Source organism: Loktanella gaetbuli, assembly GCF_020531945.1.
In the GTDB taxonomy this organism is placed as follows: Bacteria; Pseudomonadota; Alphaproteobacteria; order Rhodobacterales; family Rhodobacteraceae; genus Loktanella; species Loktanella gaetbuli.
The window spans coordinates 376,742-401,542 of the sequence record NZ_JAJATZ010000001.1; the positions used below are offsets into that span (position 1 = coordinate 376,742).

Annotated in this window: 29 protein-coding genes and 2 tRNA genes; 22 read left to right on the forward strand and 9 right to left on the reverse strand. The window is 60.8% G+C overall.

Annotated features, from left to right (window positions below; all coding sequences use genetic code 11):
- Positions 1-6: 6 nt before the first annotated feature.
- The 3 genes from LGQ03_RS01920 to LGQ03_RS01930 are packed head-to-tail and all read right to left on the reverse strand — an operon-like array spanning position 7 to position 1,780.
- Positions 7-876, reverse strand: coding sequence for a CPBP family intramembrane glutamic endopeptidase (locus LGQ03_RS01920; protein ID WP_226747027.1), 870 nt, complete (start codon positions 874-876; stop codon positions 7-9).
- Positions 877-902: 26 nt separating this feature from the next.
- Entirely contained in the window at positions 903-1,127 is a 225-nt protein-coding gene (locus LGQ03_RS01925; RefSeq protein ID WP_090159423.1) for a hypothetical protein, read from the reverse strand.
- Positions 1,127-1,780 (reverse strand): alpha/beta hydrolase, encoded by a 654-nt coding sequence (locus tag LGQ03_RS01930; RefSeq protein WP_056032026.1) that lies wholly within the window; start codon positions 1,778-1,780, stop codon positions 1,127-1,129. Before LGQ03_RS01930 ends, LGQ03_RS01925 begins: the two co-directional genes overlap by 1 nt.
- 163 nt (positions 1,781-1,943) lie before the next feature.
- On the opposite strand from LGQ03_RS01930, the gene LGQ03_RS01935 reads away from it, so the two are divergent.
- The 9 genes from LGQ03_RS01935 (at position 1,944) to LGQ03_RS01975 (ending at position 9,554) form a co-directional block, all read left to right on the forward strand.
- Positions 1,944-2,405 carry a Fe-S cluster assembly transcriptional regulator IscR gene (locus LGQ03_RS01935; protein WP_090159424.1) on the forward strand — a complete coding sequence of 154 codons (462 nt, stop codon included), beginning with the start codon at positions 1,944-1,946 and terminating at the stop codon, positions 2,403-2,405.
- 64 nt (positions 2,406-2,469) lie between these two features.
- Positions 2,470-3,504: a cysteine desulfurase family protein gene (locus LGQ03_RS01940; RefSeq protein ID WP_226747028.1), complete on the forward strand. Its 1,035-nt coding sequence runs from the start codon at positions 2,470-2,472 to the stop codon at positions 3,502-3,504.
- Positions 3,505-3,525: 21 nt separating this feature from the next.
- A complete protein-coding gene (sufB, locus tag LGQ03_RS01945; RefSeq protein WP_090159426.1) occupies positions 3,526-5,049 on the forward strand; it encodes a Fe-S cluster assembly protein SufB in 1,524 nt (507 codons plus the stop codon).
- Positions 5,050-5,107: 58 nt separating this feature from the next.
- On the forward strand, positions 5,108-5,863 hold the full coding sequence (gene sufC, locus LGQ03_RS01950) for a Fe-S cluster assembly ATPase SufC (RefSeq protein WP_090159427.1): 756 nt from the start codon (positions 5,108-5,110) through the stop codon (positions 5,861-5,863).
- On the forward strand, positions 5,863-7,149 hold the full coding sequence (locus LGQ03_RS01955) for a SufB/SufD family protein (RefSeq protein ID WP_226747029.1): 1,287 nt from the start codon (positions 5,863-5,865) through the stop codon (positions 7,147-7,149). The genes sufC and LGQ03_RS01955 overlap by 1 nt, the downstream gene beginning before the upstream one ends.
- Complete coding sequence (locus tag LGQ03_RS01960; RefSeq protein WP_090159429.1) at positions 7,149-7,646, forward strand: YIP1 family protein; 498 nt, start codon at positions 7,149-7,151, stop codon at positions 7,644-7,646. The genes LGQ03_RS01955 and LGQ03_RS01960 overlap by 1 nt, the downstream gene beginning before the upstream one ends.
- Positions 7,643-8,212 carry a YIP1 family protein gene (locus LGQ03_RS01965; protein WP_226747030.1) on the forward strand — a complete coding sequence of 190 codons (570 nt, stop codon included), beginning with the start codon at positions 7,643-7,645 and terminating at the stop codon, positions 8,210-8,212. Before LGQ03_RS01960 ends, LGQ03_RS01965 begins: the two co-directional genes overlap by 4 nt.
- The gene (locus LGQ03_RS01970; RefSeq protein ID WP_226747031.1) at positions 8,212-9,432 is read left to right on the forward strand and encodes a cysteine desulfurase; all 1,221 of its coding nucleotides are present in this window, start codon (positions 8,212-8,214) and stop codon (positions 9,430-9,432) included. Before LGQ03_RS01965 ends, LGQ03_RS01970 begins: the two co-directional genes overlap by 1 nt.
- Positions 9,433-9,477: 45 nt before the next feature.
- Positions 9,478-9,554: transfer RNA gene (locus tag LGQ03_RS01975), tRNA-Arg, on the forward strand.
- 83 nt (positions 9,555-9,637) lie between these two features.
- On the opposite strand, the gene LGQ03_RS01980 is transcribed toward LGQ03_RS01975, so the two are convergent.
- Positions 9,638-9,714, reverse strand: a tRNA-Ile gene (locus LGQ03_RS01980).
- A gap of 40 nt (positions 9,715-9,754) precedes the next feature.
- Positions 9,755-10,030, reverse strand: coding sequence for a hypothetical protein (locus LGQ03_RS01985; protein WP_226747032.1), 276 nt, complete (start codon positions 10,028-10,030; stop codon positions 9,755-9,757).
- A 139-nt stretch (positions 10,031-10,169) separates the two neighbouring features.
- Here LGQ03_RS01985 and purM point away from each other — a divergent pair, with 139 nt between their 5' ends.
- The 4 genes from purM to LGQ03_RS02005 all read left to right on the forward strand — a co-directional run bounded on the left by purM (position 10,170) and on the right by LGQ03_RS02005 (position 13,499).
- Complete coding sequence (purM, locus tag LGQ03_RS01990; protein WP_226747033.1) at positions 10,170-11,210, forward strand: phosphoribosylformylglycinamidine cyclo-ligase; 1,041 nt, start codon at positions 10,170-10,172, stop codon at positions 11,208-11,210.
- The gene (purN, locus tag LGQ03_RS01995; protein WP_226747034.1) at positions 11,207-11,803 is read left to right on the forward strand and encodes a phosphoribosylglycinamide formyltransferase; all 597 of its coding nucleotides are present in this window, start codon (positions 11,207-11,209) and stop codon (positions 11,801-11,803) included. Before purM ends, purN begins: the two co-directional genes overlap by 4 nt.
- Positions 11,804-11,885: 82 nt before the next feature.
- Positions 11,886-13,043, forward strand: coding sequence for a ribonuclease D (rnd, locus tag LGQ03_RS02000; protein ID WP_226747035.1), 1,158 nt, complete (start codon positions 11,886-11,888; stop codon positions 13,041-13,043).
- Positions 13,044-13,094: 51 nt separating this feature from the next.
- Positions 13,095-13,499, forward strand: a complete 405-nt coding sequence (locus LGQ03_RS02005; RefSeq protein WP_226747036.1) for a SufE family protein — start codon at positions 13,095-13,097, stop codon at positions 13,497-13,499.
- Here LGQ03_RS02005 and LGQ03_RS02010 read toward each other — a convergent pair.
- Both LGQ03_RS02010 and LGQ03_RS02015 read right to left on the reverse strand, forming a co-directional pair.
- Entirely contained in the window at positions 13,496-14,125 is a 630-nt protein-coding gene (locus LGQ03_RS02010; protein ID WP_226747266.1) for a DUF1638 domain-containing protein, read from the reverse strand. The genes LGQ03_RS02005 and LGQ03_RS02010 overlap by 4 nt on opposite strands.
- Before the next feature lie 236 nt (positions 14,126-14,361).
- On the reverse strand, positions 14,362-15,063 hold the full coding sequence (locus LGQ03_RS02015; protein WP_226747037.1) for a corrinoid protein: 702 nt from the start codon (positions 15,061-15,063) through the stop codon (positions 14,362-14,364).
- A gap of 143 nt (positions 15,064-15,206) precedes the next feature.
- On the opposite strand from LGQ03_RS02015, the gene LGQ03_RS02020 reads away from it, so the two are divergent.
- Positions 15,207-16,289, forward strand: coding sequence for a PA0069 family radical SAM protein (locus tag LGQ03_RS02020; protein WP_226747038.1), 1,083 nt, complete (start codon positions 15,207-15,209; stop codon positions 16,287-16,289).
- A gap of 22 nt (positions 16,290-16,311) precedes the next feature.
- Positions 16,312-16,911 (forward strand): class I SAM-dependent methyltransferase, encoded by a 600-nt coding sequence (locus LGQ03_RS02025; protein ID WP_226747039.1) that lies wholly within the window; start codon positions 16,312-16,314, stop codon positions 16,909-16,911.
- Here LGQ03_RS02025 and bmt read toward each other — a convergent pair.
- Together bmt and LGQ03_RS02035 are read right to left on the reverse strand one after the other, a co-directional pair.
- Positions 16,908-17,921: a betaine--homocysteine S-methyltransferase gene (gene bmt, locus LGQ03_RS02030; RefSeq protein WP_056038457.1), complete on the reverse strand. Its 1,014-nt coding sequence runs from the start codon at positions 17,919-17,921 to the stop codon at positions 16,908-16,910. The genes LGQ03_RS02025 and bmt overlap by 4 nt on opposite strands.
- Positions 17,922-18,010: 89 nt before the next feature.
- The gene (locus LGQ03_RS02035; RefSeq protein ID WP_090159440.1) at positions 18,011-18,328 is read right to left on the reverse strand and encodes a DUF1476 domain-containing protein; all 318 of its coding nucleotides are present in this window, start codon (positions 18,326-18,328) and stop codon (positions 18,011-18,013) included.
- A 132-nt stretch (positions 18,329-18,460) separates the two neighbouring features.
- Between LGQ03_RS02035 and purC the strand changes: the two genes are divergently transcribed.
- The 7 genes from purC to LGQ03_RS02070 all read left to right on the forward strand — a co-directional run bounded on the left by purC (position 18,461) and on the right by LGQ03_RS02070 (position 24,514).
- Positions 18,461-19,222 carry a phosphoribosylaminoimidazolesuccinocarboxamide synthase gene (gene purC, locus LGQ03_RS02040; protein ID WP_090159441.1) on the forward strand — a complete coding sequence of 254 codons (762 nt, stop codon included), beginning with the start codon at positions 18,461-18,463 and terminating at the stop codon, positions 19,220-19,222.
- Positions 19,223-19,232: 10 nt separating this feature from the next.
- The gene (purS, locus tag LGQ03_RS02045; protein ID WP_090159442.1) at positions 19,233-19,463 is read left to right on the forward strand and encodes a phosphoribosylformylglycinamidine synthase subunit PurS; all 231 of its coding nucleotides are present in this window, start codon (positions 19,233-19,235) and stop codon (positions 19,461-19,463) included.
- Positions 19,463-19,993 (forward strand): 5' nucleotidase, NT5C type, encoded by a 531-nt coding sequence (locus LGQ03_RS02050; RefSeq protein WP_226747040.1) that lies wholly within the window; start codon positions 19,463-19,465, stop codon positions 19,991-19,993. The genes purS and LGQ03_RS02050 overlap by 1 nt, the downstream gene beginning before the upstream one ends.
- Positions 19,990-20,655: a phosphoribosylformylglycinamidine synthase subunit PurQ gene (purQ, locus tag LGQ03_RS02055; RefSeq protein ID WP_226747041.1), complete on the forward strand. Its 666-nt coding sequence runs from the start codon at positions 19,990-19,992 to the stop codon at positions 20,653-20,655. Before LGQ03_RS02050 ends, purQ begins: the two co-directional genes overlap by 4 nt.
- Positions 20,656-20,698: 43 nt before the next feature.
- The gene (locus LGQ03_RS02060; RefSeq protein WP_226747042.1) at positions 20,699-22,453 is read left to right on the forward strand and encodes a sensor histidine kinase; all 1,755 of its coding nucleotides are present in this window, start codon (positions 20,699-20,701) and stop codon (positions 22,451-22,453) included.
- A gap of 10 nt (positions 22,454-22,463) precedes the next feature.
- The gene (locus LGQ03_RS02065; protein WP_056038479.1) at positions 22,464-23,804 is read left to right on the forward strand and encodes a sigma-54-dependent transcriptional regulator; all 1,341 of its coding nucleotides are present in this window, start codon (positions 22,464-22,466) and stop codon (positions 23,802-23,804) included.
- A 74-nt stretch (positions 23,805-23,878) separates the two neighbouring features.
- Positions 23,879-24,514, forward strand: a complete 636-nt coding sequence (locus LGQ03_RS02070; protein WP_226747043.1) for a hypothetical protein — start codon at positions 23,879-23,881, stop codon at positions 24,512-24,514.
- Positions 24,515-24,801: the final 287 nt, after the last annotated feature.

A 24,801-nucleotide genomic window follows, 5' to 3' on the forward strand; every position in this document is an offset into this window, starting at 1 on the left:
CGCGCCTTAGGCTTGTTGCGCCGCACTGTCCAGCGCCATTCGCCGCAACCATCGGCGGTAGATCACCCATGCGAGAACGGAAAAAACGACAAATTGGACCGAGACACCGGCGACTAGCGGCAGCACGGCGTTTGCATTCTGTGCGGCCGTTTCACCCGCCTCCGCCACCGCTGTGCCGTCAATCGCATCGCTGTCGATCATGCCAGCGGTAAAGACATTGAGGTTCCAGAGCGCGTGCAGAATGATCGCGGGCCACAGGTTCACGGCTTGCAACGTGATCGCGCCCAGCAAGGCGCCAAAGGCGGTGGCAAAGACGATTTGCAACACGGTCTGAATCACGTCCTGACCGTACAATGCATTGGCACCGTGATAGATTCCGAACAGGACCGAACAGACGATCAGCGCCCAGCCCGGCGACAACCTGTGCCGCAGACCATGCATCAGCAGGCCGCGGAACATCAGTTCTTCGCTCAGCCCGATGAACAGGGCAAAGAGGATCGCGGCCAGAATGGTCGTGCCGACCTGATCGGGCAGGGGGTAAACGATCACAGCCGCTACCAGCGTGACATAGAGCGACGCAGGCACGATCATGATCCAGAGCCATAACCGGACACCGGCCCAGTCAGGTGCAGCGATCAGCCCCGCCGCGCGGGTCCAGCCGAACAGGGCGACCACAAGAACGACAATCAGCGCGGAAATCGCCTGGAAAAGACTGGTCGTCAGGTCGGGGGTATAAGTGATCTCGCCTGTGCCGCCCGTCACATCGACAGCGCCAAAGACGATCAGCGGCCACGCGAACAATACGGTCAGGAACAGCGTGCCCACGATCGCCGCTGTCAGCGGCCGTTTGTCAGCAAATGTCGAAAACGGCCGCATCTGTCATCCATCCATTCGCTGTGGCGTCAGTCCGCGGACCCCTTGTCCGCGCGGCTGGCCAGCAGGGTCCGCGCACGTTTTTCCGCGCGACGCACCCTGATGAACGTCATGTAGCTTTCCTGAAGGGTCTGAGAAGATGTGCCCAGGATTTCCGAGATCTGGTCCACAATCTTTTCGTCACCCGTGCGGGCCTCGTCCTCGAGCGCTTTGGCGGCCAGTTCGTTGGCCACTTCGTCAACGTAGGATACCATCAGCGCGTGTTCTCTGTCAGGCGGCGACGCACATAGGTTTTCACACTGTCGATCATCGGGTCCATATGCGGATCTTCAAAGAAATGTCCGGCACCGGGGACCTCTTCGTGGGTGACGGTGATGCCCTTTTGCTCGTGCAGCTTGTTCACCAGGTTCACGGTATCGGCAGGCGGGGCCACGCGATCAGCTGCACCGTTGATGATCAGACCCGAAGACGGGCAGGGTGCGAGAAAGCTGAAATCATACATGTTGGCGGGGGGGGATACGCTGATGAACCCCGTGATTTCAGGGCGGCGCATCAGCAATTGCATCCCGATCCACGCGCCAAAGCTGAAGCCCGCAACCCAGCAGTGTTTCGCGTTGCTGTTCATGGATTGCAGGTAATCCAGCGCCGAGGCCGCGTCCGACAGTTCCCCGATACCCTGATCGTATTCACCCTGACTGCGCCCGACGCCACGGAAATTGAACCGCAGAACGGTGAAACCCATCTGGTAAAAGGCGTAGTGCAGGTTGTAGACAACCTTGTTGTTCATCGTGCCGCCGAACTGCGGGTGCGGATGCAGCACGATGGCGATGGGCGCGTCGCGGTCTTTTTGCGGATGGTAGCGACCTTCGAGGCGACCTTCGGGGCCGGGAAAAATGACTTCGGGCATTTGGGTCTTACCTGCTTTGGGAGGGGCGCTTGACGATTGCCGGGCACCACCTTAGAATAATTCTAAATGCGCGGCAGAGGTGCTGCGCGGGTTGACGTGACCTAATCAGGCTACGGCTTTTCGTCAATGAATTTACGACCCAGCGGGTCGGTCAGGGGTTGGAATGAAGTTAAGCACCAAGGGACGTTACGCCATGGTCGCATTGGCGGACCTCGCTTTGCAGCCGGGGGACGGGCTGACCAGCCTGACCGAAATATCCAAGCGGCAGGACATTTCGCTGCCCTACCTCGAACAGTTGTTCGTGAAACTGCGGCGCGCGGAATTGGTTGAATCGGTGCGCGGGCCGGGTGGCGGTTACCGCCTGGCGCGGCCCCCGTCCGAAATTCGCGTGGCTGACATTCTGGGGGCTGTGGATGAAACGGTCAGTGCAATGCACAAGGGCGCGGGGGCGTCCGGTGCAACATCCGGCAGCCGTGCGCAGTCGTTGACCAATCGCCTATGGGAAGGGTTGAGTGCACATGTCTATGTGTTCCTGCACCAGACCCGGCTGTCGGATGTGGTCGGTAATGCGATGGCTCCCTGTCCGGCTGTGCCCGCGCTATTCGAAGTGGTCGACGAGACCTGAACGCCGGACCGGGGCGCTGCCCCGGACCCCGGAGTATTTTTGGCAAGATGATATCAAGGACCGCATGACCCGTAGCTATCTGGATCATAACGCCACGACACCGCTGCGGGCCGAAGCCCGTGACGCGATGATTGCGGCGATGGATGTGGCGGGCAACCCGTCGTCTGTCCACGCCGAGGGGCGCGCGGCGAAAGGGCTGGTTGAACGCGCGCGGGGGCAACTGGCCGAGGCGCTGGGTGCGTCCAACGCCGACATCGTTTTCGTGTCTGGATCAACCGAGGCGGCGGCGCTGTCGCTGGCCGGTCGTGGTTTGCGCTGTGCGGGCATCGAGCACGAGGCCGTGCGCGTCTGGTGCGACGCGACGCTGAGCCTGTCGGCCGGACAGGTGATCTGTGACGATCCTGCGCGTGCGACGGTCCAGCTTGCCAATTCGGAAACCGGAATCCTGCAGGATTTGCCGCAGGGGCTGGCCGTCAGCGATATCACCCAAGGGTTCGGGCGCGTGCCATTTGCCTATGGCTGGGCAGAGGTCGACATGGTGTTCCTGTCAGCCCACAAATTTGGCGGACCAAAAGGCGTGGGCGCATTGATCGTGCCGCAAGGTGCTGAGATTGCCGCACAAATTCGTGGTGGCGGCCAAGAGATGGGCCGCAGGTCCGGGACCGAAAATGTCATCGCGATCGCCGGCATGGGGGCCGCGGCCGCTGCGGCACAAAAAGATTTGGCAGATGGGGTCTGGGACCGGGTTGCGCAACTTAGAAATATTCTAGAAAAGGCCATTGCAGAGCAGTCTTCGCAGACTATTTTTGTAGGGAATGACCTGCGCAGGCTGCCCAATACGTCGTGTTTCATCACGCCTGGCTGGAAGGGTGAAACACAGGTCATGGCGATGGACCTTGCCGGATTTGCCGTCAGCGCAGGATCGGCCTGTTCCAGCGGCAAGGTCAAGGCCAGCCGGGTGCTGCAATCGCTGGGGTTCGACGATGACCAGGCGGGTTGCGCGTTGCGGGTGTCGCTGGGACCCGAGACAACAGAAGATACGGTCTTGCGCTTTGCCGAGGCGTGGGGCCGGAAAATCAAACGGATGCAGGCGGCATGACGCCGCAAGAGAGGTAAGGACATGACAGCTTTGGATCAGGTAGAGGTCAAAGAGGGCGTCGATCAGGAAACCGTGGATGCGGTGGCCCAACTCTCTGGCGCGTATAAATACGGCTGGAACGACGACGACATCGAGATGGATTATGCGCCCAAGGGCGTGAACCCCGATATCGTGGCGCTGATTTCCTCCAAGAACGAAGAACCGCAGTGGATGCTGGACTGGCGTCAGGCTGCGTTCACCCGCTGGGAAGGCATGTCCGTGCCGAATTGGGCCATGCTCAAGGTGGCGGATATCGATTTTCAGGATCTGTATTACTACGCCCGGCCCAAGAGTATGGAGGTCAAGCCCAAGTCGTTGGACGAGGTCGACCCCAAGCTGCTGGAAACCTACAAGAAGCTGGGTATCCCACTGAAGGAACAGGCCATTCTGGCCGGTGTCGAAGGTGCCGAAAACGATCTGCCAGAGCGCAAGGTCGCCGTGGATGCGGTGTTCGATTCCGTATCCGTCGGTACGACATTCCAGGCCGAACTGAAAAAGGCCGGCGTGATTTTCTGTTCCATCTCGGAGGCGATCCGCGAGTATCCCGAGCTGGTGAAGAAATACCTCGGCACCGTGGTGCCGCCGTCCGACAATTTCTACGCGACGCTGAACTCCGCCGTGTTTTCCGACGGGTCGTTTGTCTACGTTCCGCCCGGCGTGCGCTGCCCGATGGAGCTGTCGACCTATTTCCGCATCAACGCCGAAAATACCGGCCAGTTCGAACGCACACTGATCATCGCGGACAAGGGCAGCTATGTGTCCTATCTCGAAGGGTGCACGGCACCGAAACGCGATGTGGCGCAGCTGCACGCGGCGGTGGTTGAGATCATCATCGAAGAAGACGCCGAGGTGAAATACTCGACGGTCCAGAACTGGTATCCGGGCGACGAAGAAGGCAAGGGTGGCATCTATAACTTTGTGACCAAACGTGCCGACTGCCGTGGCGCGCGGTCCAAGGTGATGTGGACACAGGTTGAAACCGGGTCTGCGGTGACGTGGAAATACCCGTCCTGCATTCTGCGCGGTGACGACAGTCAGGGCGAGTTCTATTCCATCGCCATCGCGAACAACTATCAGCAAGCGGATACCGGCACCAAGATGGTGCACCTGGGCAAACGCACCAAGTCGCGCATCGTGTCCAAGGGGATTTCCGCAGGCCACGCCCAGAACACCTATCGCGGGCTGGTGTCTATGCACCCCAAGGCCAAGGAATCGCGCAACTATACCCAGTGCGACAGCCTGTTGATCGGGTCGCAGTGCGGGGCACATACGGTCCCGTATATTGAGGTCAAGAACAACTCGAGCCGGGTCGAGCACGAGGCGACGACGTCCAAGGTGGACGACGATCAGCTGTTCTACTGCCGCTCGCGCGGGATGGACGAGGAAGAGGCCGTGGCTTTGGTCGTGAACGGGTTCTGCAAGGAAGTGCTGCAGGCGCTGCCGATGGAATTCGCGATGGAAGCACAGGCGCTGGTGGCGATCAGCCTCGAAGGATCGGTCGGCTAAACAGCTGCACCTTAGGGAATGCGACGATTGTCGCAAAGGAATACTGAAGGAAGAAAAGATGCTGGAAATCAAAGGCCTGAAGGTCGATCTTGAAGAAGAAGAGAAGTCGATCCTCAAGGGTGTCGACCTGACCGTCGGCGCAGGCGAGGTCCATGCGATCATGGGTCCGAACGGGTCGGGCAAATCCACCCTGTCCTACGTGCTGTCCGGCAAGGACGGTTATGAGGTGACGGAAGGGTCTGCGACGTTGGATGGCGCCGACCTGCTGGACATGGAGCCCGAGGAGCGCGCGGCTGCCGGCCTGTTCCTGGCGTTTCAGTACCCTGTTGAAATTCCCGGTGTGGGCAACATGACGTTCCTGCGCACCGCGGTGAACGCACAGCGCAAGGCGCGCGGTCAGGACGAATTGTCTGCCGGTGATTTCCTCAAGGAAGTGCGCGCCCGCGCCAAGGATCTGAAGATCGATGCCGAAATGCTCAAGCGTCCGGTCAACGTCGGTTTTTCGGGCGGCGAGAAAAAGCGGAACGAGATTCTGCAAATGGCCATGCTCGAACCCAAGATGTGCATCCTGGACGAGACTGACTCTGGCCTCGATGTGGACGCCATGAAACTGGTCTCCGAAGGCGTGAACGCACTGCGGTCCGAAGGACGTTCGTTCCTTGTTATCACGCATTATCAGCGGCTTCTGGACCATATCAAACCTGATGTCGTGCACATCATGTCCAACGGTCGCATCATCAAGACCGGCGGTCCCGATCTCGCGCTTGAGGTCGAGAACAACGGTTACGCGGACCTGTTGGCGGAGGCCGAGTAATGGCCTTGCCGCAATTCAAACAGGACGCGACCGATGCGCGGCTGGATGCGGTCACGGTGCCTGACGGTGCTGCGTGGCTGACGCAGGCGCGCAAGGACGCAATGACCCGCACGGCCACGATGGGCCTGCCGCATCGGCGTGACGAATATTGGAAATACACTGATCCTGCGAAGCTTGTGGCTGCCGATGCCCCTGCGGCAGAGGTTCTGGACGATGATGACGCGATCTTTTCAGACGCAAATCCCCTGACGCTTGTGTTCGTCGACGGTGTCTTTGATGCCGCTGCATCTGATGACCTCAAGGGTGAGAATCTGGAAATCGGGCGTCTGGCAGAGGCCGGTGCGCAGGATATTCACTGGGCCAAGGATCTCTACGGCGTCTTGGAACTGGCCGGACAAAACCCGGTGCAACGTCCGCTGGCATCGCTGAATACCGCGACCGCGACGGATGGTGTGCTGATCCGCGCCACGGGTCCGGTGGATCGCCCCATCTGCCTGCGGTATCGCCGCAAGGAGTCCGCCGCAGACGCGGTTTTGCATCATGTTGTCCGGGTCGAGGCCGGGGCAAAGGTCACGTTGCTGGAAACCGGATCGGCGGCTGCGCGACTGTCCACGGTCACCGAAGTGTCGGTTGCCGATGGTGGTGAATTTCATCACGTGCGCCAACAGGGCCGCGATCATGCGCGCCGGATGAACACTCATACCTTTGCCCGGATCGGTGAAGGTTCTGTATTCAAATCGTTCACCTTGTCGCTGAACGGCGTACTGACGCGCAATGATTGCGTGATCGAGATGCTGGGGGACGATGCCGTGGCCCATGTCGCGGGTGCCTGTGTCGGTGACGGCGAAGGTTTTCACCACGACGACACCGTGTTCATCACCCACGATGCCCTGCGCGGCGAGTCACGTCAGGTGTTCAAGAAGGTGCTGCGCAACGGTGCGGTTGGCGTTTTCCAAGGCAAGATCCTCGTCAAGGAAGGCGCGCAAAAGACCGACGGCTATCAGATCAGCCAGTCGCTGCTGCTGGACGACGACAGCCAGTTTCTGGCCAAGCCGGAACTGGAAATCTATGCCGATGATGTCGCGTGTTCGCACGGGTCCACCTCTGGTGCAATTTCCGAAGAGGCGCTGTTCTATCTGCGGTCCCGTGGCGTGTCGGAAAAGGCGGCAACCAACCTGTTGACGCTGGCTTTCCTTGCCGAGGCATTGGAAGAAATCGCAGACGAAGGTCTGGCAGATGATCTGCGCGATCGTCTGGCAGGCTGGCTGGACCGCCACGCAGGCTGATGGCCGTTTCGACGAACATCATGCGGGCCTGGCGCAGACCGCGCCAGGTCATGCGAGAGTTGCTGGATCAGGGCAAACGCGAGGATCGGGCGATTGCCTATCTCTTTGTGTTCTGCATTCTGGTTTTCATCGCGCAGTGGCCACGTCTGTCACGCAGGGCAGCCGGGTTCGAGCTGGCACCGGGGGCAGAGCCGCCAGAGCTGTCGCAGCTGATGACCTATGAACTCTTTGCCTGGCTGATGGTCTGGCCTCTTGTGCTTTATGGTCTCGCTGCGCTCTCTCATCTGGTCGCACGGCTCTTTGGCGGTCAGGGCAGTTTCTACAGCGCGAGACTGGCGTTGTTCTGGTCGCTGTTAGCGAGCGTGCCGCTGCTGCTGCTGTATGGTCTGATGGCCGGATTTCTGGGGCCAGCTGCGGGGACGCAACTGGTGGGTGCGGTCTGGCTGCTGATTTTTGGCTACATCTGGCTGCAGTCCCTGCGCGAGGCGGAAAAGTGATCAACGCTGACTTTCTCAAGCGGTCATTGATCGACCCTGCGGGGACGGCGCGCGGGCTGATGTCATATCATCTGGCACCCCTGACGTTGTGGTCGATCCTTGCGGTCGTGGCGATCTGTTCCACCATCCTCGTCGGGGTCGGCAGTATGATCCTGGGCAGTGCGCCTGACACGATGGCCATGATGCCCTTTGTCGTTGCCATCGTGCTGGCCTCGTCGCTGGTGGTGCTGATCTTTGCCATTTACCTGACCGGCCGCAGTCTGGGCGGGCAGGGACGGTTGGATCAGACGATCCTTTTGGTCGCATGGTGGCAGGGCATCGGTCTTGTTATCCAATTGTTCCAGACGTTTGTGATGGTTCTGCTGCCGCCGCTTTCCGGAATTGTCACGCTGGCCGGTTTTGCCTGGCTGCTCTTTGCCCTGCTGCATTTCGTGAATGTCTTGCATGGGTTTGACAGCCTGCTCAAATCGCTTGGCACCGTTGCCTTGGGGATCATCGGATTCTCGTTTGGCATTGCACTTTTTCTGACGCTGATTGGCGTCGGGTTCCAAGGGGGATCCATTTGATGTTCGATATCGCTGATATCCGGTCGCAGTTTCCGATCCTGTCCCGTCAGGTGAACGGCAAGCCGCTGGTCTATCTGGACAACGGCGCCTCTGCGCAGAAACCGCAGGTCGTCATTGATGCCGTGACGCGCGGCTACGCCGAGGAATATTCCAACGTACACCGTGGGCTGCACTATCTGTCCAATCTCGCGACCGACCGCTACGAATCCGTACGCGGCGTTGTGGCACGGTTTCTGAACGCCGCCTCCGAGGATGATATCGTGCTCAATTCCGGCACGACCGAGGGGATCAACATGGTGTCCTACGGCTGGGCGGCACCCCGGCTTCAGCCGGGGGACGAGATCGTCCTGTCGATCATGGAACATCACGCCAATATCGTGCCGTGGCATTTCCTGCGTGAACGACAGGGTGTCGTCATCAAGTGGGTTGATTGCGACGCGGATGGCAACCTGGATCCGCAGGCGGTGATCGACGCCATCGGCCCCAAGACCAAATTGGTCGCAATTACCCATATGTCCAATGTGTTGGGGACCGTTGTTGATGTGAAATCCATCTGTGCTGCTGCCCGCACGCGGGGCGTGCCGGTGTTGGTTGATGGGTCACAGGCCGCCGTTCACATGGCGGTCGATGTGCAGGATATCGGCTGTGACTTCTATGCGATCACGGGGCACAAGCTGTATGGTCCTTCGGGATCTGGTGCGATCTGGGTTCATCCCGACCGGATGCGGGAAATGCGTCCATTCATGGGGGGCGGCGACATGATCCGCGAGGTGGGCCGCGATGCGGTTACCTACAACGATCCGCCCATGATGTTCGAGGCCGGCACCCCCGGTATCGTGCAGACGATCGGTCTGGGCGTGGCACTGGACTGGATGATGGACGTTGGCATGGACAATATCGCAGCCCACGAGGCGGATTTGCGCGACTATGCGCAATCGCGCCTGCGCGGGTTGAATTGGTTGCAGGTGCAGGGCAACGCACCGGGCAAAGGTGCGATCTTTTCGTTCAAGATCGAAGGTGCGGCCCATGCGCATGACATATCCACCGTGCTGGACAAAAAAGGTGTTGCCGTCCGGGCCGGGTCGCATTGCGCCATGCCGTTGATGGATCATCTGGGTGTTCCGGCGACCTGTCGCGCGTCGTTCGGCATTTACAACACACGCGACGAAGTGGACGTCCTCGTCGAGGCATTGGAACTTTGTCACGAACTTTTCGCCTGATTTCCCGTTGCGGGGCCGCAGCCCCGCAGCTATAGCAGGCGCAACGGTCCGTTAGCTCAGCTGGATAGAGCGCTGCCCTCCGAAGGCAGAGGCCAGAGGTTCGAATCCTCTACGGACCGCCATTTACTACATTTGATCAGCACATTGCTTGCATCACACTTGGTCAGTGGGATGCTCGAAAAACTGTGTTCAGCGGTGCGGAATTTGGTAGGCCCGGCAGGACTTGAACCCGCAACCAAAGCGTTATGAGCGCTCTGCTCTAACCAATTGAGCTACAGGCCCGCTGCGGTCTGAATAGCCATTCAGACGAGGCGGTCAAGCATCAGTTCTGGACGGGCGTGCCGATCAGCATCATTGACAGCAATGCGATCATTTCGCGTTCCCGATCAGTTACGACACCTGGGTCGCCGTCCAGGTCGGCAAGCGCGTGAATGTCATCCAAGGTTGTCGGCGCGTCAGAGTAGGACACGGTCTGTGCCACGTCGATATAGGGACCGTCAGCAATATCCTGCGCGGCCACAAGTGGAACAACCTCTGCCGCGGCGGGGGATGCGAATACGGCAAATGCCGTGGCGATGGATGCAAAGTATTTATTCATGACATGGATAGAACACCGCTGCGGGTAAAAGGTTTCCTAAAGCATGGCAGGAATCCGCTTATTGCTTGGCCCGTCATGCTGCGTTGCACAGGCAGGCATCTTCGGTTACCTCGCAGGCAGATTTTGTTGGGGGCGATCCATGACCAAAAACGGGCTGACATACGCACAGGCTGGCGTTGATATCGACGCAGGCAACGCATTGGTCGAACGGATCAAACCGGCGGCCAAGCGGACGCAACGGTCCGGTTCGATGGCCGGGCTTGGCGGGTTTGGCGCCTTGTTCGACCTCAAGGGTGCTGGCTATGACGACCCCATTTTGGTTGCGGCCACGGACGGTGTGGGCACGAAACTGCGGATCGCCATCGACACCGGCAATCTGGACACCATCGGCATCGATCTGGTGGCGATGTGTGTTAACGATCTGGTCTGCCAAGGGGCAGAACCACTGTTTTTCCTGGATTATTTTGCCACGGGCAAACTGGATCTGGACGCGGCAACCCGCATCATCAACGGCATCGCGCAGGGGTGCGAACTGTCGGCTTGCGCGCTGATCGGGGGCGAGACGGCGGAAATGCCGGGCATGTATCACGGTGGTGATTTCGATCTGGCGGGTTTCAGCGTCGGGGCGATGGAGCGCGGCGCCGACCTGCCCGCAGGCGTGGCCGATGGCGATGTGCTGCTGGGGCTGGGCAGCGACGGCGTGCATTCCAATGGTTATTCTTTGGTGCGCCGGATCGTGGAACACGCAGGGCTGACATGGTCGGACGATTCCCCCTTTGGTGACGGCGATCTGGGGGCGGCATTGCTCGCACCAACCCGGCTCTATGTGAAACCGGCGTTGGCCGCGATCCGCGCGGGTGGCGTGCATGCGCTGGCGCACATCACGGGTGGCGGCCTGACCGAAAACCTGCCGCGCGTGCTGCCGGATGATCTGGGCGCACAGATCGACCTTGGATCCTGGACGTTGCCACCGGTGTTCGACTGGTTGGCACGCACTGGCAGCATCGAGACGTCCGAAATGCTGAAAACATTCAACGCAGGCATCGGCATGGTGCTGGTCGTTGACGCGGCCGGCGCCGAGGCGCTGGAATCGCTGCTGGTCGAACAGGGCGAACGTGTGCACCGCCTGGGCCATGTGACCCCCGGCGCAGGTGTCCGCTATACCGGGACGCTTGCGTGACACGCGTTGCCCTACTGATTTCGGGCGGCGGATCGAACATGGTCGCCCTCGCGCGCGACATGACCGGCGATCATCCGGGGCGTGCGAAACTGGTTCTGTCGAATGTCCCGCAGGCGGGTGGACTGCTCAAGGCAAGCGCACTGCGTATTCCTACGGCCGTCGTGGATCATCGCGATCACGACGGGCGTCTGCCATTCGAGGCCGCAATCAACGCAGAACTGGATTCCGCCCGGATCGACCTGATCTGTCTGGCGGGTTTCATGCGGATCCTGACGCCGGAATTCACCCACCGCTGGGCGGGCAGGATACTCAACATCCACCCGTCGCTGCTGCCCAAATACAAGGGCTTGCACACCCATAGACGCGCGATCGAGGCCGGTGATACCGAACACGGTGCCAGCGTCCACATGGTCACGGGCGATCTGGATGATGGCCCCGTCCTGGGCCAAGCGGTGTTGAGCGTGCGGGCTGACGACACACCCGCCACCCTGGCCGAACGCGTCCTGCCGCTGGAACATCGGCTGTATCCGGCCGTGCTGCGCCGGTTTCTGGCCGGAGATACCACGCCGGTGACAATCGACGCACGGGATTGACCGCGCTTTCCGAATCGCTGGCGATCCCTTAGTCAGGTGCAACAGTATTTTGCGCCGCAAGGCCGAACAGCCACGAGGCGCCATGCAGACCATCACGACGACGACAGAACTCGCCACCTTTTGTGCAGAGGCGGCCAAGCGTCCTTATGTGACCGTCGATACGGAATTTTTGCGCGAACGCACCTATTATTCGAAACTGTGCCTTGTGCAGCTCGCTTACCGCGATGCGGCAGGCGAGGATGCGGTTCTGGTCGATCCACTGGTCGACGGGCTGTCACTGGAACCGCTGTATGATCTGTTCCGTGATCCCGGTGTGGTCAAGGTGTTCCATGCGGCACGTCAGGATCTCGAGATCTTTTGGGTCGATGCCCAGTTGATCCCGACGCCGCTGTTCGACACGCAGGTCGCGGCGATGGTCTGCGGTTACGGCGATCAGGCCGGATACGAGACCCTGGTGCGCAAGATTTCAAAGGCACAGCTGGATAAATCCAGCCGGTTTACCGACTGGTCGCGCCGTCCGCTGACGGATGCGCAGAAAACATATGCCTTGGGCGATGTCACCTATCTGCGCGAAATCTACGAGGTGCTGTCAGACCGGCTACGCAGCACCGGGCGGGAAAAGTGGGTCCAAGAGGAAATGGCGGTTCTGAACGATCCGGCCACCTATCAGACAAACCCCAACGATGCCTGGCAGCGGGTCAAGACGCGCACCACATCTGGCCGTTTTCTGGCGATCGTGCGCGAACTGGCCCGGTTCCGCGAGGAATACGCCCAGACCCGCGACATCCCGCGCAACAGGGTTTTCAAGGACGATGTGCTGGTCGAGCTGGCATCCACAAAACCGACCGACGAAAAGGACCTGTCGCGGTCCCGCCTGCTGCAACGCGAGGCCCGCAAGGGTGACATCGCCGCGGGAATCCTTGCCGCCGTCAAGGCTGGGATCGCCGTGCCCAATGACCGGTTGCCGAAACCTGCTGCCGGTGCCGAACGGCTTCAGGTCAATCCGGCGATTGCGGATATGCTGCGGGTGCTGCTCAAGGCAAAGTCCGAACAGGCCGACGTCGCGCAAAAGCTGATTGCGAATTCGGCCGACCTTGATGCGCTGGCTGCCGGTCAACGCGATTTGCCCGCGCTCAAGGGCTGGCGCAAAGAGGTTTTTGGCCGCGATGCAATCCTGCTGACAGAAGGCAAGGTCGCGCTGGCCGTTGATGGCGCACATGTGGTCACAGTGCCGCGCTAGACCTTTGGCGCTGCGTTCCATAGATGGGGGGCAACGCACAAGGAGAAGACAATGGCCACCGAACAATTCGAAGACCTCGTTGAAACCTTTGCCTTTCTTGACGATTGGGAAGATCGCTATCGCCATGTGATCGACATGGGCAAGGCGATGCCTGCACTGGAAGATGCACTCAAGGTGCCGGCAACCAAGGTGGACGGCTGTGCAAGCCAGGTCTGGTTGGTGCCCGCACCCGAGGATGGCACGTTTCATTTCCGCGGTGACAGCGACGCGATGATCGTGCGCGGGCTGATTGCCGTGTTGGGGGCGCTTTACGACGGTGTCCCGTTGAACGATCTGCACAGCATCGACGCGCGGGCGGAACTGGGACGTCTGGGCTTGAACGATCATTTGTCCGCGCAACGGTCAAACGGCTTGCGCGCGATGGTGGAACGGATTCGCGAAACGCCCGTCGGCTAGGCTTGCGCCAAGGCTTTCGCCAGATCGCCGTAGCCTGTGAACCGCCTCTCGAAGGTCAGCCCCATCCGCGCGGCAATTTTCGCCCCACGGGCCGTAAGGTCAGCGTCATCCGTCTGAGCGAGATAGACCAGGGTTTCGTAATTGCCGAAATACATGTCCAGCAGCGCGGGATGCCGATCCAGTCCCAACGGTTTCCAGACAAAGGCATCGAATTGCCGCGTCAGAAAATCGGTCAGGTAAAACGCCGTGATTTCGTCGGCATGTTCGGCAAACCGCGTGTTCCCTTCGAAAAAGCTGTAGCAATGGGGTCCTGCGATCATGCGCACGCCCAGCGAATCGCAAGCGGCCTGCAACTGCCCGCCCGTGCCGCAATCGGCGTAGACCACAAAAATCCGGTCGTAATCGCCATGCCGCGCTGCGACGATGTCTTGCACCGCAGGCACGATCCGTTCGGGGTGATTGTGCCAGATCGCAGGCAGGCATTGCAGATCCAGATGATCCCACCCATTCATACGCCGCAATGCGATGATTTCATGGGCAAGCGCGCCGCAGGCCAGCAACAGCACACGCCCTCTGCCCGACGGCGCAAGCCCCGCCTGGGTCAGATCGGTGTCGCGCGGTGTCACCCGGATCGGCGGGTCAATACGGTCAGGATCAGCGCCACCGTCGACAGGGCCGGCAGCAAGGCCCAACCCATCGAAAAATTGGCGATCCACACTGTCAGGCCCGCCAAGGCGATAACGACTGCGATCAGAATGGCGAAACGTTGTAGGGGCACGGCAATCCTCGGATGGCTGCTGTTTCATCAGTGAAGACAAAAACAACACCTGTCTAGCCCAGGCTACGCCAAAGATAATGCAGTTTAGGACATGCTCGCTTGATTGTGTTTACGCGCCATGAACGTCTTGGCCGTCTCGACTGCGACAGCCGCATCACGACAATAGGCATCAGCGCCAATGGCCTTGCCGAATTCCTCGTTTAGGGGGGCACCGCCCACCAGCACGATGTAATCCTCACGCATGCCTTTTTCGACCATCGTGTCGATCACGACCTTCATGTAGGGCATTGTCGTTGTCAGCAGGGCGGACATGCCCAGGATGTCGGCACCTTCGGCCTCCAGCGCCTCGATATAGGCCTCGACCGCATTGTTGATTCCCAGATCGACAACCTCGAACCCGGCACCTTCCATCATCATCCCGACGAGGTTCTTGCCGATGTCGTGGATGTCGCCCTTGACCGTGCCGATGACCATCTTGCCCACACGCGGTGCGCCGGTTTCGGCCAGCAGCGGTTTGAGGATGGCCATGCCGCCCTTCATCGCGTTGGCGGCCAGCAGAACCTCTGGCACGAACAGGATCCCGTCGCGGAAATCGGCCCCGACGATCGTCATGCCGCCCACCAGCGCTTCGGTCAGGATCTGGTAGGGTTGCCAGCCGCGATCCAGCAGGATCGTGACACCTTCCTCGATCTCTTCTTTCATGCCGTCATAGAGGTCGTCGAACATCTGCGCGACAAGGTCTTCGTCGTTGAGTTCAGCAAGGATGATGTCGTCGTCTTCTGACATGGAAGCAATCCCTATGGGCAGTTGATCTGTCTTTGCCCGTATCTATGGCGCGTCAGACAGACTGTCACGGGGTGAATTGCGACATATCAGGGGTTTGCGCCGACGCAGTTGCAGGTGTTCTGCATTTGTTCTATATATGCACAATGGATTTGCCATCATCACCGCCACGACAGCGCACACCCGGGCGGGCGGCGCTGTCCAATCCCGACAACAGTTTTGACCGGATCACAGCAGAGGGTGTCGATGACGGCTGGCACATGGATGATGACCTGCCGGTTCTGCGCACATCCGTCACGGACGAGGTGCCGCGCCGCGTCATCACGCGCAACACCTCGCCGGACATCAGCTTTGACCGGTCGATCAATCCTTATCGGGGGTGCGAACACGGCTGCATTTACTGTTTTGCGCGACCCAGTCACGCCTATCTGGGCCTGTCACCGGGACTGGATTTCGAAACACGGCTGATTGCGCGCCCCGATGCGCCGACCGTGCTGGCAAAGGAATTGCGCGCCCGGGGCTATGTGCCGCAGACCATCGCGATCGGGACGAACACCGACCCCTATCAGCCGATCGAACGCGATCGCAGAATTATGCGGCAGATCTTGCAGGTCTTGTCCGATTTCAATCATCCCGTCGGCATCGTGACCAAGGGGGCGTTGATCAGTCGCGACATCGACATCCTTGCCCCGATGGCGGCCAAGGGGCTGGCGCGCGTCGGAATTTCCATCACGACACTGGACAATGCCACCAGCCGCGCGATGGAACCGCGCGTGCCGCTGCCAGCCGCGCGGTTGCGCGCGATCCGGCAGTTGACCGACGCCGGGATCGACGTGCGCGTCATGGTGTCGCCCATCGTGCCTGCGCTGACCGATCACGAAATGGAACGTATCCTTGCGGCGGCAGCAGATGCCGGGGCTGTTGCTGCCAATTCCATCGTGCTGCGTCTGCCGCGCGAGGTATCGGGCCTGTTTCGCGACTGGGTGGAACAGACCTATCCTGACCGGGCCGCGCGGATCATGGCACGCGTGCGTGAGCTTCATGGCGGGCAGGATTACGACCCGGCGTTCGGCACGCGGATGACCGGGCAGGGCGAATGGGCCCGTTTGATACGGCAACGTTTCGATCTGGCCGCGCGTCGTCTGGGACTGGCGCGACATCTGCCACCGCTGCGCAGCGACCTGTTCGCGGTGCCGCCACGACCGGGCGATCAGCTATCGCTATTTTGACGGTCCCGACTATGCTGCAGGCATGAGCGAGATCTGGACACAGCGTTACGACCGGCCCGACTATCTGTTCGGGATGGAACCGACCGAATTCCTAGTCACGGCGGCCGACCGTGTGCCGGCGACCGATGCACTGTGTGTTGCGGACGGCGAGGGGCGTCATTCCGCCTACCTCGCACAGCGCGGCTTTGATGTGACGGCCTTTGATCCCGCACCGACGGCGCTGCAAAAGGCACGCCGTCTGGACGTGGCAAAGGGTGTCACGGTCGCACGGCATCAGGCCAGTCTGGATGACTGGGACTGGATGCAGTCCTACGGCGCAGTGGTCGCGATGTTCATCCAATTTCAGGGACCAGAGGCACGCTTGCCCACATTTGAACGTCTGCGGCAGGCCACACGGCCTAGCGGCCACGTGATCCTGCAAGGGTTCGCACCGCGGCAGGTCGACTACGGGACGGGTGGCCCATCGGATCGCGAAAACATGTACACGACGGATTTTCTGGAACAGCAGTTCAGTGGCTGGACGCTGCATCACCTGCGCGATCATGATGCACCCGTGGCGTCAGGACCGGGCCACGACGGTGTCGCGGCCCTGGTCGAATTGATTGCACAAAAACCGGGTTAATGACGGCGGCGACCACGACGTTCGGCGCGGACCGGACCGTTGCCGTCGGTGCCGTCACTCTCAGAGGAAAACGCACCCAGCGCCGTCGTGATATCGTCCAGCGACGGGCGGTCGCCCTTGGGCCGGGTTTCCAGCGCCTCGCGCATGGCGCGCAGGTGTTCGGGCGTCGTACCACAGCACCCGCCGATGATGCGCGCGCCACAGTTGCGAGCCAGTTCGGCGTAATCCGCCATCAGTTCCGGCGTGCCGTCATAGTGGATATGGCCGTCGTGGTATTTCGGGATGCCTGCGTTGCCCTTGGAAATCAGCGGCTGGCCCGGGTCTGCATCCGCCATGCCAAGGATCGTGCGCAGCAGGTCAGACGCGCCCGTGCCGCAGTTGGCACCGAATCCCTGCGGCTGATAATCCAGCTTGGCCACGGATTTCACCATGTCGCGGCTGGTCACACCCATCATCGTGCGGCCCGCGGTGTCGAAACTCATGGTGCCGCACCAAGGCATCCCGGCGAGGCGAAACGCCTCGGCGGCGGCCTTGTATTCCTCGAATGCGGAAATGGTTTCGACCCACAGCACATCGGCGCCACCGGCCTTCAGGCCCTCGGCCTGTTCATGGAACATCTCGACGGCAAGTTCGTGGGTCAGCGTGCCCATCGGTGCCATGATGTCGCCGGTCGGACCAACCGATCCGGCAACGATGATCGTGCGGTCCGATTTATCGGCCACGTTGCGACCGATCTCGGCGGCGGCGCGGTTGAGTTCCAGCACACGGTCCTGCGCGTCGTGCAGTTTCAACCGGCTGGCGTTGCCACCAAAGCTGTTGGTCAGGAACAGGTCGGACCCTGCGTCCACGGCCCCCTGATACAGCGCCGTGATGCGGTCGGGATGTTCCACGTTCCACATTTCCGGCGCGTCGCCGGACGACAGTCCCATGTTGAACAGATTGGTACCCGTCGCCCCGTCGGCGAGGATCCAGTCACGCTGTGCTAGCAGATCGGCAAAAGCGGTGGTCATGGTTGTTCCCTTCAATGCAAAAGGGGCACCGGCCTGTGACCGGTGCCCCGTTGGCGGTGTTGTATCCGGCACGCGCCGGGGCGGCAATATCAGCCTTGCTCGTCCAGCAGTTGCGCCTTGGCGGTGGCGGTCAGTTCGGCCATTTTCGCGCGGATTTCGGCGTCGCTGGTGTCATCGCTCAGATCGGCGCGCACCTTGCGGAAAACATCCTCGTCGCCGGCTTCTTCGAAATCGGCCTTGATGACCTCCTTGGCATAGGCATCGGCGTCCTCGCCGGATTTGCCCATCAGGCCTGCGGCCCACAGACCCAGCAACTTGTTGCGGCGTGCCTCGGCCTTGAACTGCATTTCGGCATCATGGGCGAATTTGTTCTCGAACGCGTTTTCGCGATCTTTCATGCTGGCCATCGGTCAAACCCCTGTTTTGTGTTGGCGTGGACGTAGATATGCGGCCCGACATGCTTGCCCGCAAGGGGGCGGTGTCGTAAGACGCGGCAAAGCGGGCCGTCGTTGTGGCACGCATTATACTGCGGGGCACCCATGGCACGTCGTAAACTGGTCTACGAAGGCAAGGCGAAAATTCTGTACGAGGGCCCCGAACCGGGCACGTTCGTGCAGTATTTCAAGGACGATGCCACCGCCGGAAACGGTGCCAAAAAGGATGTGATCGAGGGCAAGGGCGTGTTGAACAACCGCCTGTCCGAATTCTTTATGACCGGATTGGCGAATATCGGCATTCCGACCCATTTCATCCGCCGCCTGAACATGCGCGAACAGCTGATCCGGCAGGTCGAGATCATCCCGCTGGAAGTGATCGTGCGCAACTTTGCCGCCGGGTCCATGGCCAAGCGTCTGGGCATGGAGGAGGGCGCACCACTGCCGCGCCCGATCGTGGAATTCAGCTTCAAGGACGACAAGCTGGGCGATCCGCTGGTGCCCGAGGAATACATCATCGCCTTTGGTTGGGCATCGCAACAGGACATGGACGACATCGTCAGCATGGCGCTGCGGGTCAATGATTACCTCTCCGGTGTCATGTACGGCGTCGGCATCAAACTGGTGGATTTCAAGATCGAGATCGGTCGCATCTGGGACAATGACTTCATGCGTCTGGTCGTGGCCGACGAAATCAGCCCCGACAGCTGCCGCCTGTGGGACATCGAATCCGGCCAGAAACTGGACAAGGACGTGTTCCGTCAGGATCTGGGATCGCTCTCGGATGCCTACACAGAGGTGGCGCGCCGTCTGGGCGTGCTGCCCAGCAACGTGACCCACCGCCCCAAGCCGACACTGATCAACTAAGGAATCGCTCATGCTGGCCAAAGTCTATGTGACGCTGAAAAATGGTGTTCTCGATCCGCAGGGCGAGGCCATCCGCCACGCGCTGGGATCGCTTGGGTTTGACGGCGTGAACGGCGTGCGTCAGGGCAAGGTCATCGAACTGGATCTGGCCGACGGCACCACCGAGGCGCAGATCAATGACATGTGCGAACGTCTGCTGGCCAACACCGTGATCGAATCGTACCGGATCGAAATCGCCTGATGCGCATCGCCGTCGACATGGACGAGGTGATCGCCGACACCCATGCGGCACAACGCGCGGCCTATGCACAGGCGGGATTCACTGCGTCCGATGCCGACCTGCATGGCAAACATCTGCGCGATCTGGCACCGTCGGATGCCGTGCAGCAGGTCCAGTTGCAGATGTCCGAAGGATCATTTTTCGCAAACCTCGATGTCATCGCGGGGGCCGTCGATGCGATGGCGGACCTCTATGCCACGCACGAGGTGTTCATCGCCACAGCTGCGATGGATTACCCGGCATCCTGCGCGCACAAGATCGCGTGGCTGGACCGGCATTTCCCGTTTATCGCCAAGGACAGGATCGTGCTGTGCGGCGACAAGAGCATCATCAACGCCGACGTACTGATCGACGATCACAGCCGTCATTTCACGCATTTCGCAGGGCAGGGTGTCCTGTTCGACGCGCTGCACAACAAAACGACCGATTGGCCGCACCGGCTGACGGATTGGGCCGATGTCCACACCACGCTTGAAAGGATCGCCAGATGAAGGCCGCCGTTCTCGTTTTTCCCGGGTCCAACTGTGACCGCGACATGGCCGAGGCGCTGCGCGCCGCAGGGGCCGATGTTCGGATGGTCTGGCACAAGGACGCCGATATCGGCGATGTCGATCTGGTTGCCGTGCCGGGCGGGTTTTCATTCGGTGATTACCTGCGCTGTGGTGCGATTGCCGCGCAATCCCCGGTCTGCGCGGCACTGCGCGCCCATGTGGAACGCGGCGGATATGCCTTGGGGGTCTGCAACGGGTTTCAGGTGCTGACCGAAACCGGGCTGTTGCCAGGTGCGCTGATGCGCAACGGCGGCCTGACATTCGTTTGCAAATCCACGCCGTTGCGCGTGGCTACGACCGACAGCGCCTTTACCGAAGGTTACGCAGCCGGCGACACCATCGCATTGCCTGTCGCACATCACGACGGCAATTATTTTGCCGATGCCGAGACGTTGGCGATGCTCGCGGATCAGGACAGGATCGCATTCACCTACGCCGACAATTTCAACGGCAGCCGCAATGACATCGCGGGGATCTTCTCTGAAAACCGTCGCGTGCTGGGCATGATGCCCCATCCCGAACGGGCCGTGGATGCCGCAACCGGCAGCACGCAGGGCATGGCGCTGTTCAGGGGCCTTGTGCGGCAACTTGCCGACGCCTGAGCGTCCGCTTGCCGCATGGCGGCGCGCGACATATTTAAGCGTCATGGAAAACGTGACCATTCCGGCCGTCCGGACGGCGCTGAACCGCTGGCGTCTGCGTCTTGCGGTCATCGCCCTATGCCTGCTGGGCGCCGGCACGATCTATGTCACGAACATTCTGCTGACAGAACGCTTTACGGAATCGACCCGAAACAGGGCCGAGGTGCGTCTGACACTGTTTGTGGCCAACCTGATGAGCGAGCTACAGCGCAATTCCATCGTGCCACAGCTGCTTGCGCGTGACCCCGCGCTGATCGCGGCGCTGGAAAACGGTGATTTTTCGCTATCGACGCAGCGCCTGCTGTCTTTTGTGGATGAAATCGGCGCGGCATCGCTGATGCTGCTGGATCGTGACGGGCGTGTTGTCGCGGCCACCGATCGCAACCGTCTGGGCGAAAGTTTCCGTTCAGCCCCGCAGTTCGTAAACGCAATGCGCAGCAACGCCACCGTGTTCACCCGTGGCGAGACAGCACAGGGCGGGTTCAATTTCATCTACTCGCGCAGGCTGGACAACAGCGGGTCCAATCTGGGCGCGATCCTGGTGGCGGTTGATCTGGCCAAGATCGAACGCGGCTGGGTTGGTGTGTCGGACGCCGTTTATGTGGCAGACAGCGAGGGTCGGATCATCTTGTCGACCGAACCGCGCTGGCGCGGTCAGGAGGAATCGGTCGCCCTTGCCATTGAACCTGCATCGGGTGCCATCGAGCGTGCGCTGCGCGCGACCGAGGAATGGACCGAACTGCCGATTGACGCCTATTTCAGGGGCGAGGCGGTGTTGCGCCGCGAGGCGCGCGTGCCGTTCCAGGGCTGGCGCATGGTCAGTTTCACCAGCTACGCCAGCGTGCGCGAACGGGTGAACGGTGTTCTGGCGCTTGAGGTGATGGGATTTGCGATCCTGCTGGCGCTGTTGTTCTGGTATGCTTCGCGCAGGGCCGCGACACGTGTGGCGGTCTATGAACAGGAATCCAACGAATTGCGCGCCCTCAACGCAGCACTTCAGCGTGAAATCGCGGCGCGCAAACAGATGGAACGCAGCCTTCAGGTGGCGGAACAGACGGTCGAACAGACCTCGAAACTGGCCGCCTTGGGCGAAATGTCGGCGGCCGTCAGCCATGAATTGAACCAGCCGCTGGCGGCCATGAAAACCTATCTGGCAGGGGCGCGGCTGTTGCTGCAACGCAAACGCCCCGAGGAAACGCTGTCGTCATTTCAACGGATCGACGACCTGATCGACCGTATGGGCGCGATCACGCGGCAGTTGAAATCCTACGCCCGCAAGGGGTCCGACGCGTTCGAGGCGGTCGATGCCCGTGCCGCGGTATCATCCGCCCTGTCGCTGATGGAACCCCAGCTCAAGACGCGCGACGTGGAAATCAGTCGCACGCTTCCCAGTGCGCCCGCGCTGATCTACGGGGACCGCCTGCGGCTGGAACAGGTCATCATCAACCTGTTGCGCAACGCGCTGGACGCCACCAAGACGGCCGAGAATCCGCGCATCGACGTGATCCTCGCCGTGGGTGAAACGGTGACCCTGACGGTGCGGGACAACGGGACGGGGATCGAGGACCTCGATGAACTGTTCGAACCATTTTACACAACCAAGCAGGCTGGCGACGGTGTCGGCCTCGGACTTGCGATTTCTTCGGGGATCGTCAACGACCTCGGGGGGCGCATGATCGCGCGCAACGGGGCACAGGGTGGCGCTGTTTTCGAAGTGCAGTTGCCGCTGCTCAAGTCGGCCCTCAAGGCCGCAGAATAAGGACGACAAGATGAACAAGGCCATGAAGATCGCGATTGTCGACGACGAAAAGGACATGCGTCAGTCGATCAGCCAGTGGCTGGCCCTGTCTGGGTTCGAGACAGAGGCCTATGCCAGCGCAGAGGATGCGCTCAGTGCGCTGACATCCGACTTTCCGGGGATCGTCGTCAGCGACGTGAAAATGCCCGGCATGGACGGCATGCAATTCCTGAAGAAATTACGCGGGGTGGATTCCGCGCTGCCGGTCATCATGATAACCGGTCACGGCGACGTGCCGATGGCGGTCGAAGCGATGCGCGTGGGCGCATTCGATTTTCTGGAAAAGCCGTTCAATCCCGATCGGATGACGGAACTGGCCAAGAAGGCCTGCAATGTCCGCCGCCTGACGCTGGACAACCGCGCCCTGCGCAAGGAATTGTCCGACGGCACATCCCTGATGAAAAAACTGGTCGGATCCTCTGACGCGATGGAACGTCTCAAGGAGGACATTCTGGACCTGGGTCAGGCCGACGGGCATGTCCTGATCGAGGGCGAAACCGGCACCGGCAAGACGCTGGTCGCCCATGCGCTGCATGCGGTTGGTGCCCGGTCCGCCCGCAAATTCGTGCTGATCTCCTGCTCTGCACTGGACGAGGACAGCCTGAACCGCAGGCTGTTTGGCCCGGCAGCAGAAGGCGAGCCGATCCCCGCCATGGAAGAGGCGCGCGGCGGCACGCTGGTGCTGGAGGATATCGAGGCGCTGACCCATGCGCAGCAGTCGCGTCTGCTGACGGCGATCAACGAACAGGGCACGCCTGCGGAAACCCGTCTGGTCGCCATCTGCAACCTGCAGGAACAGGACAAGACCTGCGAAAGCGTGCTGCGCCCGGACCTGTATTACCGGATTTCGGCAATGCGGATCGTGGTGCCTCCGCTGCGCCAGCGTGGCGAGGATATCCTGACGCTGTTCACCCATCTGTCCGAACAATTCGCCGAGGAATACGGCTGCGAGGCCCCGCAAGTCAGCGCCCAGGAGGCCGCACAGCTGTTGCAGGCACCCTGGCCGGGCAATGTGCGGCAGTTGATCAACGTTGCCGAACGGGCCGTGCTGCAAAATCGTCGCGGATCGGGGTCCATCGCATCGCTGCTGATGACCGACGGGGACGACGACGACGGCAACCGCCCGGCGATGACGACCGAAGGCAAGCCCCTCAAGGAATTCGTCGAAGCCTTTGAACGCATGCTGATCGACAACACCATGCGCCGCCACAAGGGCAGCATCGTCGCGGTGATGGAAGAGCTTTGCCTGCCGCGCCGGACCCTGAACGAAAAGATGGCCAAGTATCAATTGCAACGGTCGGATTATATCTGAACCTGCGGTGCAACCGGGTCTTGATCGGCGTTGGCGTCCTTGCTTAATGGACCCAACGACGACAGGAGCACGCCATGCATCGCAGCCTCGCATTGATTTTCTGCCTGACCGCACTGGCGGGCTGTGGCGGCGACAGCACGGAATTTGCGGACCGGTTTGCAATAGACCAGACGACGGCGAGCGCTGCGGCAGATGAGGCAGAGGATGAGGCAGCGCCACTGGTTCAGCAGACCGATGCAACACGCATCGTGTTGGTGAACGGCACCCCGCGTCCTGCCAATCGCCAGTTTCCGCAAGGCACCGATGCGAGTCAGTTGCGCAGCTTTTCCGCGCCGGCAGGCACGTTTGATCCCATCGACACGAGTGTGCCCGGATCAGCCAGCTATTCCGGCACCTATTTTGCGGACAAGATTGAGAATATCGACAATCCCGACACGACGCGTTGGGTTTTCACCAAGGCAGAGGGTCCTGTCGTGATCGATGTGGACCTCGACAGCGGACAAATCAGCGGGCGCTCCTCTGACAATCGCCTGGTCATCGGGCGTGCCGCACGTCCCATCAACGGGGGCATCGTAGATGGCGCCGTGGAATTCGATGGCTTGGTCGGGCCGTTCAACGGGACGGTGACAACCAGCAATATCCAGGCCGATTTCGCTGGCGAGAACGCTGACACGGCCGTTTTGGGCCGTTTTGCCGCCACAGCACCCTGAGACGGGCCAATCCGGAAACGGCGCTGCGTCTGATGATCCTACACTTTGTCGTTGTCTTATGGCCGTCTGCACCCTTATGTATGGCATACGGGTTGTTGCCATGACGCTTTGCGCAAAGGCCCGGTGAGATTCTCTGTGGGCGGCAGGATGCCACCGCAGCTGATTTGATCCCGCAAACGGATCAGAAAAATGCCCGTTGTCGGTCCCACGGACCTGACCGGGTTACCTGAACAGGCCCCCCGGGGTCGGAGAAAAACCGCGATGCTACGCGCTAGTGACAACAGACC